13 protein-coding genes are annotated in these 15,480 nt (G+C 46.0%); 1 reads left to right on the top strand and 12 read right to left on the bottom strand.

Annotated features, from left to right (window positions below; translation table 11 throughout):
* Window positions 1-5: 5 nt before the first annotated feature.
* The 9 genes from flgF to WJQ40_RS13735 form a co-directional block, all read right to left on the bottom strand.
* On the bottom strand, window positions 6-782 hold the full coding sequence (gene flgF / locus WJQ40_RS13775; protein ID WP_118798991.1) for a flagellar basal-body rod protein FlgF: 777 nt from the start codon (window positions 780-782) through the stop codon (window positions 6-8).
* A 13-nt stretch (window positions 783-795) separates the two neighbouring features.
* On the bottom strand, window positions 796-1,791 hold the full coding sequence (locus WJQ40_RS13770) for a rod shape-determining protein (RefSeq protein ID WP_118798992.1): 996 nt from the start codon (window positions 1,789-1,791) through the stop codon (window positions 796-798).
* A 163-nt stretch (window positions 1,792-1,954) separates the two neighbouring features.
* The gene (gene uvrA, locus WJQ40_RS13765) at window positions 1,955-4,852 is read right to left on the bottom strand and encodes an excinuclease ABC subunit UvrA (RefSeq protein ID WP_337540888.1); all 2,898 of its coding nucleotides are present in this window, start codon (window positions 4,850-4,852) and stop codon (window positions 1,955-1,957) included.
* Between the two features lie 24 nt (window positions 4,853-4,876).
* A complete protein-coding gene (gene uvrB / locus WJQ40_RS13760) occupies window positions 4,877-6,868 on the bottom strand; it encodes an excinuclease ABC subunit UvrB (protein WP_337540886.1) in 1,992 nt (663 codons plus the stop codon).
* A gap of 202 nt (window positions 6,869-7,070) precedes the next feature.
* Window positions 7,071-8,369: a S41 family peptidase gene (locus tag WJQ40_RS13755; RefSeq protein WP_337540884.1), complete on the bottom strand. Its 1,299-nt coding sequence runs from the start codon at window positions 8,367-8,369 to the stop codon at window positions 7,071-7,073.
* Window positions 8,370-8,390: 21 nt separating this feature from the next.
* Window positions 8,391-9,611, bottom strand: a complete 1,221-nt coding sequence (locus WJQ40_RS13750; protein ID WP_337540882.1) for a peptidoglycan DD-metalloendopeptidase family protein — start codon at window positions 9,609-9,611, stop codon at window positions 8,391-8,393.
* 8 nt (window positions 9,612-9,619) lie between these two features.
* Entirely contained in the window at window positions 9,620-10,516 is an 897-nt protein-coding gene (gene ftsX / locus WJQ40_RS13745) for a permease-like cell division protein FtsX (protein ID WP_118798994.1), read from the bottom strand.
* The gene (ftsE, locus tag WJQ40_RS13740; RefSeq protein WP_118799026.1) at window positions 10,506-11,195 is read right to left on the bottom strand and encodes a cell division ATP-binding protein FtsE; all 690 of its coding nucleotides are present in this window, start codon (window positions 11,193-11,195) and stop codon (window positions 10,506-10,508) included. The genes ftsX and ftsE overlap by 11 nt, the downstream gene beginning before the upstream one ends.
* A gap of 70 nt (window positions 11,196-11,265) precedes the next feature.
* Window positions 11,266-12,351: a helix-turn-helix domain-containing protein gene (locus WJQ40_RS13735; protein ID WP_337540880.1), complete on the bottom strand. Its 1,086-nt coding sequence runs from the start codon at window positions 12,349-12,351 to the stop codon at window positions 11,266-11,268.
* Window positions 12,352-12,646: 295 nt separating this feature from the next.
* On the opposite strand from WJQ40_RS13735, the gene WJQ40_RS13730 reads away from it, so the two are divergent.
* Window positions 12,647-12,835, top strand: a complete 189-nt coding sequence (locus WJQ40_RS13730; protein WP_118798996.1) for a YjfB family protein — start codon at window positions 12,647-12,649, stop codon at window positions 12,833-12,835.
* Between the two features lie 41 nt (window positions 12,836-12,876).
* Here WJQ40_RS13730 and WJQ40_RS13725 read toward each other — a convergent pair whose 3' ends face one another.
* Genes WJQ40_RS13725 through WJQ40_RS13715 form a run of 3 tightly spaced genes read right to left on the bottom strand, consistent with a single transcriptional unit; the run spans window position 12,877 to window position 15,447 of the window.
* Window positions 12,877-13,794 (bottom strand): type II CAAX endopeptidase family protein, encoded by a 918-nt coding sequence (locus tag WJQ40_RS13725; protein ID WP_337540878.1) that lies wholly within the window; start codon window positions 13,792-13,794, stop codon window positions 12,877-12,879.
* A complete protein-coding gene (locus WJQ40_RS13720) occupies window positions 13,784-14,635 on the bottom strand; it encodes a S1-like domain-containing RNA-binding protein (RefSeq protein ID WP_262574496.1) in 852 nt (283 codons plus the stop codon). The genes WJQ40_RS13725 and WJQ40_RS13720 overlap by 11 nt, the downstream gene beginning before the upstream one ends.
* Window positions 14,635-15,447 carry an acyl-ACP thioesterase domain-containing protein gene (locus WJQ40_RS13715; protein ID WP_262574483.1) on the bottom strand — a complete coding sequence of 271 codons (813 nt, stop codon included), beginning with the start codon at window positions 15,445-15,447 and terminating at the stop codon, window positions 14,635-14,637. Before WJQ40_RS13715 ends, WJQ40_RS13720 begins: the two co-directional genes overlap by 1 nt.
* Window positions 15,448-15,480 lie beyond the last annotated feature (33 nt).

Below are 15,480 nucleotides of genomic sequence, written 5' to 3'. Positions count from 1 at the left end.
CCTCCTTACAGCTTACCTAACTGATTCGCTGCGATGTCCAGCGTTGAATCTATTGTAGTAATGATCTTCTGGTTGGATTCATATGCTCTCTGCACACTGATCATATTTACCATCTCAGTAACAGCAGATACATTGGATGTCTCCAGATAGCCGGAATAAACCTGTGCCTTCGGATCTGTCTCCTCTGCACCCTCGATCGGCTGGAAATAATTCTCACCATAATGCTCCAGATAATTATAGTCAGCGAAGTCCGTCACCTGGATCGTATCTGCAACACGTCCATTCTGGATCAATTGTCCGCTGACATTGATCTGTGTATCCAGATTAGGATTGATCTTCACTGCCTGACCATTGGTATTCAGTACCGGATCTCCATCTCTTGTAACCAGCTCACCGTCCTGAGTCAGGGTAAAATCACCATCCCTTGTATATTTCACGGATGTATTTCCGCTTTTATCTGTAAACTCTACAGCAAAGAATCCAGAATCTGTCAGTGCCAGATCAAAGGTGTTCCCTGTGGTCTTGATAGCCCCCTGCTCAAAATCGGTATATCCTTCTCCTATCTTAACTCCCGGCTGATTGATACCGATTCTTTTCGCCAGATTGTATCCTTCCGATGCATCCTTGATCTTATAGGCAAGTACGGCATCAAAGGACTGGCTGGTTGCCCCTTCCTTCTTATAACCATTGGTATTCACATTGGCAAGGTTGTTTGTCAGGACATCCATGCGATGCTCCTGATTGACCATACCCGAATATGCTGTATAGAGTCCTTTTACCATTTACGTTTCCTCTTTAAATCTCGTCTCTGTAGCCCGCCAGAAATTCCACATATTTACCGGTACCGATTGCTACCGCTGTCATGGGATCCTCTGCTGTCATGGTATTGATACCTGTCTTTTCACAGATCAGATCCTCCAGCCCGCGCAGAAGACTTCCGCCTCCTGTCAGGACAATTCCTCTGTCAGCGATATCTGCAGCAAGCTCCGGAGGCGTTTTCTCCAGAACGCTGTGGATCGTTTCGATGATCTGTGCTGTTGCTTCTCTTAATGCCTCTTCTGTTTCTTCAGAAGAAACGGTAACTGTCTTTGGAAGTCCTGTTACCAGGTTTCTTCCACGGACATCCATATAATCCACCTCGGAACGTTTGAATGCGGTTCCGATCTTGATCTTGATATCCTCTGCAGTACGTTCACCAATCAGAAGATTATGTTTTTTACGCATATAACGGACAAGTGCTTCATCAAAATCATCACCTGCAATCTTAATAGAAGCACTGACAACTGTTCCTCCGAGGGAAATAACTGCAATGTCAGAGGTACCTCCTCCAATATCAACGATCATATTTCCACAGGGCTTGGAAATGTCTATTCCTGCACCGATTGCCGCTGCAATAGGTTCTTCTATGATAGAAACCTCTCTGGCTCCCGCCTGCAGCGTTGCATCCTCAACTGCCTTCTTTTCTACTTCTGTGACGCCACTTGGTACACATACAGCGATTCTCGGCTTACGGAAAGCCTTCTTACCCAGTGCCTTCTGGATGAAATATTTCATCATCTGCTCAGTGACCCTATAATCAGAAATAACACCCTGTCTCAAAGGACGGACTGCCATAATATTACCGGGTGTTCTTCCCAGCATCAGTCTGGCATCCTCCCCGATTGCTTTGATCTTATTCGTATCTCTATCGTAAGCTACAACAGAGGGCTCCTTTAATACAACGCCTCTTCCTCTGATGTAAACCAGAATGCTGGCTGTTCCCAAATCAATTCCGATATCTGTATACTGCATATTACGATACCCCTTTCTGCTACTTTCCACCTTAAAAAGGCGCTACGGAATTATTATAACCCATAGATTTGCATTTTCAAAGGGATTTCATAAAATTTTAATGGAAAAAGACGCAGCAATGCAAAACGAATCCGTTCGTTTTTCACTCCTGCGTCCATGCTTATTATTTTAATCGGTATTTTTCCTGGTTTTCTTTATACTTCTCCAACATTTTTTTAATATATTGTCCGGTATAGGAATCAGGATTTTCTGCAACCTCTTCCGGTGTACCCTTTGCGACAACCTGTCCACCGCCATCTCCGCCTTCCGGTCCCATATCAATAATATAATCTGCACATTTGATCACATCCAGATTGTGTTCAATCACCACAACTGTATTGCCATTCTCTACCAGCCTCTGCAGGATCTCCACCAGCTTGTGTACATCTGCAAAATGCAGTCCGGTAGTAGGCTCATCCAAAATATAAATAGTCTTGCCGGTACTCTGCCTGCTCAGCTCTGTGGCAAGCTTGATCCGCTGTGCTTCTCCTCCCGAAAGGGTAGTAGACGGCTGTCCGAGCTTTACATAAGAAAGTCCCACATCATTCAATGTTTCAATTTTTCTTTTAATGGAAGGAATGCTGTCAAAAAAGGGAACTGCTTCTTCAACTGTCATCTCCAGCACATCATAAATACTCTTTCCCTTATATTTAACATCCAGTGTCTCCCTGTTATAACGCTTTCCGCCACAGACCTCACAGGGTACATACACATCCGGCAGGAAGTGCATTTCGATCTTGATGATCCCGTCACCACCGCAGGCTTCACATCGGCCTCCCTTAACATTAAAGCTGAACCTTCCCTTCTTATAGCCTCTGGCTCTGGCATCCTGTGTTCCCGCAAACAGATCTCTGATCTGGTCAAATACTCCGGTATAGGTGGCCGGGTTGGATCTCGGTGTCCTTCCGATCGGAGACTGATCAATATTGATCACCTTATCAAGCTGGTCAATGCCCCGAATTTCCTTGTGCTTACCGGGAATCGTTCTTGCCCGGTTCAGGCTCTTTGCCAGATGCTTATAAAGGATCTCATTGACAAGAGAACTTTTACCCGAACCTGAAACACCGGTCACACAGGTCATCACACCAAGGGGGATATCCACTGTCACATTTTTCAGATTATTTTCTGCAGCTCCTATAATCTTAAGAAAACCTGTCGGTTTCTTCCGGGTATCTGGAACCGGAATCTGCAGTATGCCGCTGAGATACTGTCCCGTAACAGAATCCGGGATCTGCATGATCTCTTCTGCGGTTCCCTGTGCTACTACTTCTCCACCATGAGAGCCGGCTCCCGGTCCGATATCCACAATATGATCCGCTGCCAGCATGGTATCCTCATCATGCTCTACAACGATCAGGCTGTTGCCAAGATCCCTGAGGTTTTTGAGCGTATTCAGCAATTTATCATTATCTCTCTGATGCAGGCCGATACTTGGCTCATCCAGGATATAGCATACACCCACAAGTCCGGATCCGATCTGGGTTGCCAGACGGATTCTCTGTGCCTCTCCGCCGGAAAGAGTACCTGTTGCCCTGGCAAGAGACAGATAGTTCAGTCCCACATCGATCAGAAAGCCGACTCTTGCGCGGATCTCCTTAAGCACCTGGCCGCCGATCAGCATCTGCTGCTTTGTGAGCTTTAGATCCGTCAGAAACTGCTGCAGATTACCAATGGACATGGCTGTGATCTCATAAATATTCTTATCGCATACAGTAACAGCAAGCGCTTCCTTTTTCAGACGCATGCCACCACATTCCTTACAGGGCGTGATCCGCATAAAGCTTTCATATTCCTGCTTCATGGTATCAGATCCCGTTTCCCGGTACCGGCGCTCCACATTTTTGATCAGTCCTTCAAAGGTGACAGGATAAGTTCCTTCTCCCCTCTGTCCGACATAATGTACCTTGACTTCTTCGAAGCCACCATAAATGAGCATATGCCGGATCTTTTCCGGAAGCTCTTCAAAGGGAGTATCCAGGCTGAAATCGTAAGCCTTTGAAAGCGCCCGAAGGAGCGCATTGGTAAAGCTTCCCTTATCCGTACTGGACTGCCAGCCTATTACCTGGATTGCTCCCTGATTCAGGCTCAAATGTCTGTCCGGGATCATCAGCTCCGGATCAAATTCCATCTTATAGCCAAGTCCGAAGCAGACCGGGCAGGCGCCAAACGGGTTGTTAAAGGAAAAGCTTCTCGGTTCAATCTCGCTGATGCTGATGCCACAGTCCGGGCAGGCAAAGCTCTGACTGAAGGTCACCTGCTCACCGCCGATCACATCCAGTAGGAAAAGTCCTTCCGTAAGTGCCAGTACATTCTCAATAGAATCTGTCAGTCTCCGCTCAATCCCCTGCTTCACTACCAGTCTGTCTACTACGATCTCTATATTATGCTTGATATTCTTATCCAGCTTGATCTCTTCAGAAAGCTCGTACATGCTGCCATCAACCATAACACGTACATAGCCACTTTTTTTCGCCCGTTCAAATACCTTGGCATGTTCTCCCTTTTTGCCACGGACTACAGGTGCAAGAAGCTGGATCTTTGTCCCTTCCGGAAGCTCCATCACCTGATCTACCATCTGATCGACACTCTGCTTACGGATCTCCTTGCCACATTTGGGACAATGTGGAACGCCTACCCTCGCATACAACAGTCTGAAATAATCATAAATCTCTGTAACAGTTCCCACTGTAGATCTGGGATTTCTGTTTGTGGACTTCTGATCAATGGAAATTGCAGGAGACAGTCCCTCGATTTTCTCCACATTAGGCTTTTCCATCTGACCCAGGAACTGCCTTGCATAGGAAGACAATGACTCCATATATCTTCTCTGTCCTTCCGCATAGATTGTATCAAATGCCAGGGAAGATTTGCCGGAACCTGACAGTCCTGTCAGGACTACCAGCTCGTTTCTCGGAATATCCACATCTATATTTTTTAGATTGTGTTCATTTGCGCCCCTGATCTTAATATATTCTCTCGGACGTATTCTGGGTGTTTCTATATGCTTATCTGCTAAACTCATTTTATTACCTGTACTTTCTCTTCTCTATTCTTCTTCAAGCTCATGGAGCTTTTTCTTCAGCTCTGCCATCTTGTCCCTAAGCTCTGCTGCCGCTTCAAAGTTAAGATCCGCTGCCGCTTTCTTCATCTGCTTCTCCACCTTGCTGATCAGCTTCTGCAGTTCCTCCCTGCCCATAGATTCCGGATCCTTCTCAAACCGGAGTTCTTCCTTCTCAATTGTCTTTGAAATACTGATCAGATCCCGGACAGCCTTTTTGATGGTCTGTGGTGTGATACCATGCTCTTCATTATACTTCTGCTGCAGCTTCCGTCTTCTGGCAGTCTCCTCAATAGCTGCCTTCATGGAATCTGTCATATTGTCAGCATACATGATAACATGGCCTTCCGCATTACGGGCAGCACGGCCTACTGTCTGGATCAGGGATGTTTCAGAACGCAGAAAGCCTTCCTTATCCGCATCCAGGATTGCTACCAGTGAAATCTCCGGAATATCCAGGCCTTCCCTCAGCAGGTTGATCCCCACCAGCACGTCAAATACATCAAGACGCATATCCCGGATGATCTCCGCTCTTTCCAGCGTATCAATATCCGAATGGAGATATTTCACCCGGATCCCGGCTTCCTTCATATAGCCGGTCAGATCCTCTGCCATACGCTTGGTCAGTGTGGTGACCAACACTTTATTATGCTTATCTGTCTCCTTACGTACCTCACTGATCAGGTCATCGATCTGTCCCTCTACCGGCTTCACTACGATCTCCGGATCCAGAAGTCCGGTAGGTCTTATGATCTGCTCTGCACGGAGCAGCTCATGCTCTTCTTCATATTTTGAAGGTGTTGCCGACACGAAAAGGAGCTGATCGATATGCTGTTCAAACTCTTCAAAGCAGAGAGGTCTGTTGTCCAGTGCGGAAGGAAGCCGGAAACCATAATCTACCAGTGTCGTCTTCCTTGACCGGTCTCCATTATACATAGCCCCAATCTGCGGCACTGTCATATGGGACTCATCTATGATCATCAGAAAATCATTTCCAAAATAATCCAGCAGGGTATGTGGCGGTGTTCCCGGCTGTGCCCCATACAGATGTCTGGAATAGTTCTCAATACCGGAGCAGAAGCCTGTTTCCCGCAGCATCTCTATATCAAAATTAGTACGTTCCGAAATACGCTGGGCTTCCAGCAGCTTATCCTCACTTTTGAAAAAGCGCACTCTCTCATCCAGCTCAGCTTCAATATTCTTACAGGCTGTATTGATGCGCTCCTGTGGAATGACATAATGGGATGCCGGAAAAATAGCAATATGCTGCAGAGAAGCATGCACCTGCCCGGTCAGCGGATCTGCTTCCACGATCCTGTCAATCTCATCCCCGAAAAATTCCACCCGGATCAGATAATCTCCACCCTGTGCCGGAAAAATTTCAAGAACATCTCCACGTACACGGAAGCATCCTCTGCTCACTTCCATATCATTCCTGTCATACTGGATATCGATCAGCTCCCGGATCACCTCATCCCTGTCCTTCACCATACCCGGACGCAGGGAAACGATCATGTCCTGATAATCCTCCGGACTGCCCAGTCCATAAATACAGGACACACTTGCGATCACGATCACGTCCTTCCTCTCTGACAAGGATGCCGTTGCGGACAGACGCAGCTTATCGATCTCATCATTGATGGAAGAATCCTTGGCAATATAAGTATCTGACGAAGGCACATAAGCCTCCGGCTGGTAATAATCATAATACGACACAAAATATTCCACTGCATTCTCTGGGAAAAATTCCTTGAACTCCCCGTAAAGCTGTGCTGCCAGTGTCTTATTATGTGCAATGATCAAAGTAGGTTTATTCAGCGCTGCGATCACATTAGCCATCGTAAAAGTCTTACCGGATCCGGTAACACCTAACAGCGTCTCAAACTGATTGCCTTCTCGAAATCCCTGCACAAGCTCTGCGATCGCCTGTGGTTGGTCTCCGGTCGGCTGATATTCTGAATGCAGTTTAAACTGACCCATATGTTTTCTCCTAATTTAAATCTACCTTTTTAATATACCACGGTAAATTATATTTGTACAGGAGGATCAGAACATTTGTTTGTGTTTTGAGTAATCTCCTTGATGTACCAATCGGAGATCTATTCATACAAACCGATGAAACTCTAGAAAAAGAGCCTGCAGATCCATAACCTGCAGGCTCTAAATCAAAACAATATTATTTTTATCCAATCTTTTCTTTCAGAATTTCGATTCCCTTTTCCACCTGGCTGTCCAGACCTTCTGTTTCTGCCAGATCGGTGTCATATTCTGCTTCAACATCCGGCTCGATTCCACTTCCCTGAATATTATTGCCATCCGGTGTGAACCAGCCGCTGACAGTCAGCTTCACAGCGCTGCCATCCTCCAGTGTGATCAACCTCTGTACGATACCCTTGCCGTAACTGGTTGTTCCCACAACAGTTCCCTTATTGTGATCCTGGATCGCTCCGGCCAGGATCTCCGCTGCACTCGCCGAATACCCATTGATCAGTACCACCATGGGTATGTCAATTTCATATTCACCATCACAGGTATATTCTGTCCGCTGTCCGGAAGGCATTTCTGTATAAGTGATCAGTCCTGCCGGCAGAAGACGTCTTGCAATCTCAACTACCACAGAAAGATCTCCGCCCGGATTGCTCCGAAGATCCAGGATCAGTCCCTTCATGTCATCAGCACGAAGCTCTGCCATAGCCTCATTAAACTGATCCAGAGTAACTGTATCAAACTCTGTGATCTGCAGATAGCCGATTCCTTCTTCACCTTCCACCATGCCATAGCGCACTGTAGTTGTTTCGATCAGCTTGCTTCTTACAATATCTACTTCAAGGAAGTCAGCCTCTCCCTCCCGGTAAATGGTCAGATGAACGGTAGTCCCTTCTTTTCCCTTGACCATGGAAACAACCCTGCTGGTGCTGAGTCCCCTGGTTTCTTCCCCATCTACCTCATAGATCACATCGCCTTCCTTAAGACCAGCCTCCTCGGCAGGCGTTCCTTCCATGACACCGGCGATCACCGCCATATCCTGCTCCTTGTCCAGCGTAATATAAGCCCCGATCCCGTAGGAAACACCATTGTTGCCATCCACAACCTCTTTCAGTTCCTCTGCGGTATAGTACTCAGAATAAGGATCATTCAACGCCTCTGTCATACCCTTATAGATACCTGTCTGCAGGTTCTCCTCTGTCGTAGGCTCATCCTTGTAATCGTAGTAATATTTTTCGATTACGCTCTCCAGGCTCCTCATCTTCTGTATGGTTTCTGCATTCACAACACTGGATTCACTCTGCGCACCCCCCTGGGTCTTCACTAATCCATAAATGCTTTTTCCCGCAAAAACCCCGGCTCCAACCAGCACACATACAGCAATTCCTGCTGCCATTCCTCCAAAGAAAAGTGGCAGTCTCCTGTCTTTTTCTCCCTTCCGCAGCTCAGTCTGTTGTTCTCCCTGTAATGTCTGTTCTGTTTCCTGCTCTTCCAATCCACACACTCCCGTCTGTTATCAACCCTTCAGGTAACTCCATGGATTCACATAGCTTCCACCCTTCCGCACGCTGAAATGCAGATGATTGCCAGTGGATCGCCCTGTAGTTCCCACCGCAGCTATCTTCTGCCCCTTGGAAACCTCGGTCCCCTTGGAAACATAAAGTGCCGATGCATGCATATAAATCGTATACAGGCTGTCACCATGATCGATCATGATATAATTTCCCATACTGCTGTTGTAATCAGCAGCAACTACTTTACCGTCATAGGCTGCCAGAATCGCACTGCCTCCCGGTGCTGCCATATCAATTCCATTATGGAATTTCTGAATACCAAGGGTAGGATGGATACGGTTTCCATAATCATCCGATATCCTCGTATATGACGGCGCCGGCCAGGTGAATACTCCACCATCATATCTTCTGCCCTGCTCCTCTGCCAGTCTGGCTCTTTCCTCTGCGACTGCCTTTTCCAATGCCGCAATGGTCTGATTCTGTTCTGCAATATCAGCCTCATATTCCGCAATGGCAGCCTCTTTATTCTTGATATCAGATGTTACATTACTGATCTCCTGTTCTTTGGCCGAGATCAGTGCATTCATGGAAGCCTCTTCTTCTTCCTGTACCCTCCTGGCCTCATCCAGAACGCTTTTTTCCTCCTCCAGGCTTTCCTTGCACAGGGAAACATACTCAGCCTGTGCTACATATTCATCCAGCTTTTTCCTGTCATATGAGGAAAGCATCTCAATATACTCAGCCTTGTTCAACACCTCGCCAAAGCTGTCTGCCGCAAAAAGGAGTTCAAGGTATACCGTATCTCCCTTTTCATACATAAACTTGATCCGGGCCTTCATTGCCTCATACTGGGCTTCCTGTACCGCCACAGCCTCCTCCAGCTCTTTTTCCTTGGCAGCAATTTCCTCTTCCTTCTCTGTGATCAGACCCTTAAGTTCTTCTATCTTGGCCTGTATCGTAGACAGATTAGCATCCAGCTCCGTAATATAATTGGCCAGATTATTCTTGGAGGTTTCAAGCTGCTTCTTGATCTCTTTTATATTACTCAGACTGCTTTGAAGGCTGTTCTTTTCTTCTTTTGCTTTTTTTATCTCTTCTTCCTTCTGCCTGATGCTGTCATTCGTCAGCTCCTGTGCACTGGCAGAAAGTGTGCCTGCGCTTCCGGCTGAACTTACCAGCAGAACACTCAGCAAAAGGCAGAGTCCTTTTTTCCATTTTTTCATGAATATGATCACACTCTCAAATGCTTTCTAACCGTAATGATACTTCCAAGGAAACCGATTCCTATGCCCATGATCAGTGATCCCGGCAGGAGCTTCGCAAAGATTTCATTTACAGGCAGAAAGGCAAGCAGCTTTGACAGATTGGAAAACTTACCTATGATATAACCGATCACTTCATTATAAACACTGTAGATGATTCCCATGGGGATCAGTGCTCCGATTGCTCCGATCAGCATACCCTCAATGACGAAGGGAGATCTGACGAAGAAGTCTGTAGCACCGATATATTTCATAATAGAAATTTCTTCTTTTCTGACTGAAATACCGATCGTAACAGTATTACTGATCAGGAAAATAGATACCGCAAACAGGATCGCTATGATACCGATGGATGCATAGGCGATCAGCGCATTGATGCCGGTCAGTGATGCTGCCGTGATTTCAGACCGGTTTACCTCACGAATCCCGTCAAGCCCTTCCAGGAAAGAAACAAGCGCCGGCTGCATGGATACATCATTCAGATAGATCTCATAGCTTGCAGAATTTTCCAGCGGATTTTCTGTAAATCCGTCTGCATATTCACCAAGATATTCCTCCTTAAAGCTGTCCCATGCTTCATCTGCTGAGATAAAATTGATCTTGGAAACCTCAGGTCTCTTCTGGATCTCATCCCCGATCTGCTGAATCCGGTCATCACTGATACCTTCATCAAAGAAAACCGTTACAGATACACCCTCCTGCGCAGTCTTCACAATATTCTGCACATTCATCAGAATGGAATAAAAAAGACCAAACAGAAACAGGCAGGCACTGATCGTAGCTATAGATGCCAGTGAAAACCATTTATTTCTGAAAATGTTAATAAATCCCTGTTTGATGGTATAAAAAAATGTACTAATCCTCATCGTCTATATAACCACCCTTCTCTTCATCACTTACAATGACACCCTTCTTCATTGTAACGACTCTTTTCTGCATGGCATTAACGATCTCACGGTTATGGGTTACGACCAGCACTGTCGTACCGTTCTCATTAATCTGCTCCAGCAGCTTCATGATCTCCCATGAGTTCTTAGGATCCAGATTTCCGGTAGGCTCATCTGCCAGAAGAATGCTCGGTCTGTTGACCAGTGCCCTTGCGATCGCCACTCTCTGCTGCTCACCACCGGAAAGCTGCCTCGGCTTCGCCTTATATTTGCCTGCAAGTCCTACCGTTGCCAGTATGCTTGGTACATTTCTCTTTATCTCCTTGGTCGGTTTCTGGATAATTCGCTGTGCAAAGGCAACATTCTCATATACATTCCTGTCCTTTAAAAGACGGAAATCCTGGAACACGATCCCCAGATTCCTGCGGAACATGGGAATTTTTCGGTGCCTGATCCTGACGAGATCATATCCCATAACATTGATCTCTCCCTCCGTAGGCACAAGCTCCCGGAGAAGGAGCTTGATCATGGTTGATTTTCCTGATCCACTATCTCCTACAATAAATACAAACTCTCCCTTTTTAATATGAAGATCTACCCCATTCAGTGCGGGAGCACCTGTTGCATAAGCCTTGCTGACATGATTCATTGTGATGATCTCATCACTTGCAGTTCCTTTTCTTCTTCTGCTCCTTTGCTCTCTTGCCACTTTTTTCACCACCTGTATCTTAATACTCAAAACTTTCCATGTACTTCATATATTTCACGACCATCAGTGCGATACGGAATGTGATCGCATCCTCAAATACCCGAAGGTCAAGCCCTGTTCTCTTCTGCAGCTTATCCAGACGGTATACCAGTGTATTTCTGTGGATAAACAGCTGTCTTGACGTTTCAGAAACATTCAGGCTGTTTTCAAAAAACTTATTGATCGTAACAAGTGTTTCTTCATCAAAATCATCCGGACTCTTATCACCGAAGATCTCACGGATAAACATCTTGCAAAGCGGAATGGGAAGCTGATAGATCAGTCGCCCGATTCCCAGCTCACTGTAAGCGATCACATTCTTTTCATCAAAGAAGATCTTACCGACATCCAGTGCCATCTTTGCCTCCTTGTAGGAACGGCTTACCTCCTTGATCTCCTTCACAACAGTTCCATACGCAATATGGATACCCGTCATATGCTCCTTCTGCAGGAACTTCTCAATGCCTGCCGCCGTCTTCTCGATCTCCTTCATGCTTTCGCCTTCTGAAAGATCCTTTACAATAATAACATTATTCTCATCAACTGCCGTAACAAAATCTCCACTGTTATTACTGTAATAGGAACGCATCATCTCCAGGATGTTACTGTCCTTTCCATTCTCTGTCTCAACAATCATGACCACTCTGTTGACATCTGTCTGAATATGAAGCTTCTTTGCCCTGCTGTAAATATCAATCAGAAGCAGATTATCAAGCAGCAGGTTTTTGATAAAATTATCCTTGTCAAACCGCTCCTTATAGGCTACCATCAGATTCTGTACCTGGAATGCCGCCATCTTGCCGATCGTATATACATCCTCACCGGTTCCGGCTGTAACCATGACATACTCCAGCTGCTGTTCATCATAAATCTTAAAGTACTGACACCCCTGGATCTCCTGGGAATCTGCCGGTGACTTGGCAAACTCAGCTACGGCACCTCCATTTACACTGATATTTCCTGTAGAAGCAACCTCCTTGCCCTCGGTATCCATAATGCAGAACTCCACCCGTGCAATGGCTTTCAGTCCTTCAATCGTGCTCTGTAATGTTTGATTTGATATCATATCCCCACTCCTTTAGCTGCACGTTTTTTTCACTTATACATTTTTCACAATACTTCTGTCCCAGAAATTAACCCCAAGAAAAAACTTCTTTTCTATTTTAAAACAAATGTACAAATAAATCTACTTATTTTTCAATGATATTTGTGAATTATTCATGTTTTTTCTCAAAAAAATCCTGTTTTTTCCTTATACAAGATAAACAAAATGATTTCCTGTTTTATTTATGGGAAATATGTGCTATACTATAGAGGCAAAAGAAATGCAATCCACGATACGGAGAAAGGATGGTGTCGTTATGAATATTCCCGAATTATCTACAGCCTTGTCCAGCAGCAGGCTTTTAAACCAGGTTGGAACTGCCATGCTGAGCAAATCTCTCGACGATGCAGAATCGGCAGGCGCAGGCATGATTCAGATGATGGACCGTTCCATGGAGCTGTCTGTGAATCCTTCGGTAGGAAGCAATATTGACGTTCTTATTTAGGGAACCTGATCCCCACAGATCATATGGTCTGTGGGGAATTTTTATCCTACGATCTCCGTATATATGATCATTATGATGCAGAACAGAACTGCCAGCACTAACGGTACAGAAATCATTTTCTCCTTCTTTTCCTTCCGCTTCTCAAGAATCTCCATCAGCACGCCCCTGCGGTTTTCATTCTTACTCATCCACACAAGGATCATCCATGCAAAGGGTGCCATGATCGCCGCTATGATCAGAAAGCTTCCCGCTGCCATGGCCAGTGTTCCATTTGTAAGCTGCGTTGCAGAATCACTGTAGATATCCGGATTTGCTGTCATCATAATGCGCATCAGGAATACCTGGCTGGAATTGATCAGCACATGGTAAAAAACGGATGCCCACAGACTTCCTGAAGCCTCCACCAAAAGTACCGCCAGTACCCCCATGAGAAAAGCATAAATTGCCTGATTCACATTCATATGGATCAGGGCAAACAACAGTGCTGACAGCAGCATGGCCTGGAAGGCACTTCCTGATTTCCGATAGCCCCGGTAATAAATACCACGGCAGAGAAGCTCTTCACAAAACGGTGCAAAAATACCTGTAGAAAAGAGTAATGGCAGAAACGCGATCTGTCCCATATCGGTTGTTTCCATGGCTTCTATCACCCGATTTGTGGTAAAAAACTGGGACAGAAGATTTGCCAGGGAAATCAACGGCATGCTGAAAAGGGTAAATGGGATCACTGCCAGCAGGGTACCGGTCTTTATCCTGTGAAAGGAAAGAAACTCTGCTTTCTCCTTCTCGGAAAACAGGAATATCACAAATCCCGGCAGTACCATCATGGATTCGCAGATCAGATTATTCAGGACAACATTTTCCAATATATAGGGGCAGAAAGCACTGATGGCAAATACACCTCCTACATAAACTATGACTGAAATGAGAAACGCAAGGTTTACTTTTTTACTGTTCATAACTGCTGATCCTATCTGCTGTAATTTCTGCCACTCTCTGCTTATAAAGATTGCCGGCGGCACGCTTGAATTCATTTTTGCTCATGCCTGTCAGCTCCCTGATCTTATCCGGTGCCGATTTATCCCCTATGGGAAGACTGCCTCCTGCCTCCCGGATCAGTGTCAGGAGCTTTTCAGCATCCTCGCCCATCTGCACATATGCCTTTTCGCGGAGACTTAAGGAAAGCTTTCCATCTTCCTTCACCTCTGTCACACGGGCAGTGATCCTGTCACCTACGCGGATGCCTTCTGCCGGTTCCTTCCTCGGGATCAGGGCAGAGAAACAGTCATCCACTGCCACAAAGGTACCAAAGTTGGAACTGATCTCATAAACAATTCCCTCTACCTTGTCATCCTTCTGGTAAGAACTGTCCGTCCGCAGGAAATGATAGACCTTCATGGATGCACACAGTCTTCCGCTCTTATCTACGTAAAGAGTTACCAGACACTGTTCTCCAGGCTTCACAGGCGCAGTCTGCTGCTTAAAGGGCAGGAACAGATCCTTTTCCAGCCCCCAGTCAAGAAACGCACCGATCCGTCCCACCTGCTTCACAGTAAGGACTGCCAGTCCTCCCACCTGAAGCATGGGCTCTCTTGTAGTTGCTATCAGCCGGTCCTCAGAATCTCTGTAAATAAAAACTGACAGGCTGTCTGCCACCTCAGTTCCCTCCGGCACCTGTTTGATCGGAAGCAGCACCCGGTCTGCCGGATCCTGTGCTTCCTTATCCAGGCTGTCAGAAAGATATACACCAAAATCCACTTTCTTTACTACCGTAAGTAACTGCTTTTTCCCTACTTCTATCATGCGTTTTCTCCGTTCTCTTCAATCTCTACGATACAACAGGTTTCATTTTCCTGATTTCTCAGATCTACCACATAACCACCCTTCTCTGTCCTTACAATATAAGGAGTTAACACCTCATGAAGCCTTACCTGCTTCTTGTACTCTGCACGGAGCTGGCTGATATGGCAATCCTTCTGTAAGCTGTCTATAGCGATCCTCACATACTGGCCATTATTCACATGATGGTTCGTATCCAGATGATGCGGTCTGATCAGAACCTCCTCGCCCTTTACCGCCCCATCCGGGATCCTGATCTTTCTTGGTGCATATTCCATATCAATCTTTTCACCAAGAACATACTTCTCCAGCATTTCCTCCGTGGGACGCATGGGACCTGCCGTTTCAATATTGATCAGGCTGAACAGGGCATTGGCACAGGCAATCCTCTTTCCTGATGCATCCTCCATCACAAAGTTACGGAAACCCATAAACCCCTTAAATTCGTAAGGCTGGGTTCCTACCGTTACCACTTCTCCCAGTACCGGATATCTGTCTACTATGATCTGCCAGCTGCTGAGCACCCATACCATATTTTTCTCTCTTAAATATTCAATCCCAACTCCCAGATCCTCTGACTGGAATGTGGAACAGTCCTGGAAATAATCCAGAAGCGCTTCCGGTTTCAGATGTCCGGACTCATCCAGTTCACTGTATCTGATCCTCGCCTGATAGCTGTACATAAATTCTGATTCTGCCTTTCCTCTTATGTCTGCCCTTTCATTTCTTTTATGCAGACCCATGTCCCTTAGTATATCACGTTTTTGTGTCATCTGTCACCTCCAGAACCTGCCTCCGCAGCTTCC

It is taken from the genome of Suilimivivens sp., from assembly GCF_037359455.1.
GTDB lineage: Bacteria > Bacillota > Clostridia > Lachnospirales > Lachnospiraceae > Suilimivivens > Suilimivivens aceti.
The sequence above is the reverse complement of the archived record's forward strand: the minus strand, read 5'-3'. Positions and strand labels throughout refer to the sequence as shown.

What these genes read in the sequence shown, in the direction of transcription:
- flgF (WP_118798991.1), bottom strand. Translation starts at nt 782, where the DNA reads ATGGTAAAAGGACTCTATACAGCATATTCGGGTATGGTCAATCAGGAG.
- WJQ40_RS13770 (WP_118798992.1), bottom strand. Translation starts at nt 1,791, where the DNA reads ATGCAGTATACAGATATCGGAATTGATTTGGGAACAGCCAGCATTCTG.
- uvrA (WP_337540888.1), bottom strand. Translation starts at nt 4,852, where the DNA reads ATGAGTTTAGCAGATAAGCATATAGAAACACCCAGAATACGTCCGAGA.
- uvrB (WP_337540886.1), bottom strand. Translation starts at nt 6,868, where the DNA reads ATGGGTCAGTTTAAACTGCATTCAGAATATCAGCCGACCGGAGACCAA.
- WJQ40_RS13750 (WP_337540882.1), bottom strand. Translation starts at nt 9,611, where the DNA reads ATGAAAAAATGGAAAAAAGGACTCTGCCTTTTGCTGAGTGTTCTGCTG.
- ftsX (WP_118798994.1), bottom strand. Translation starts at nt 10,516, where the DNA reads ATGAGGATTAGTACATTTTTTTATACCATCAAACAGGGATTTATTAAC.
- WJQ40_RS13735 (WP_337540880.1), bottom strand. Translation starts at nt 12,351, where the DNA reads ATGATATCAAATCAAACATTACAGAGCACGATTGAAGGACTGAAAGCC.
- WJQ40_RS13730 (WP_118798996.1), top strand. Translation starts at nt 12,647, where the DNA reads ATGAATATTCCCGAATTATCTACAGCCTTGTCCAGCAGCAGGCTTTTA.
- WJQ40_RS13725 (WP_337540878.1), bottom strand. Translation starts at nt 13,794, where the DNA reads ATGAACAGTAAAAAAGTAAACCTTGCGTTTCTCATTTCAGTCATAGTT.
- WJQ40_RS13715 (WP_262574483.1), bottom strand. Translation starts at nt 15,447, where the DNA reads ATGACACAAAAACGTGATATACTAAGGGACATGGGTCTGCATAAAAGA.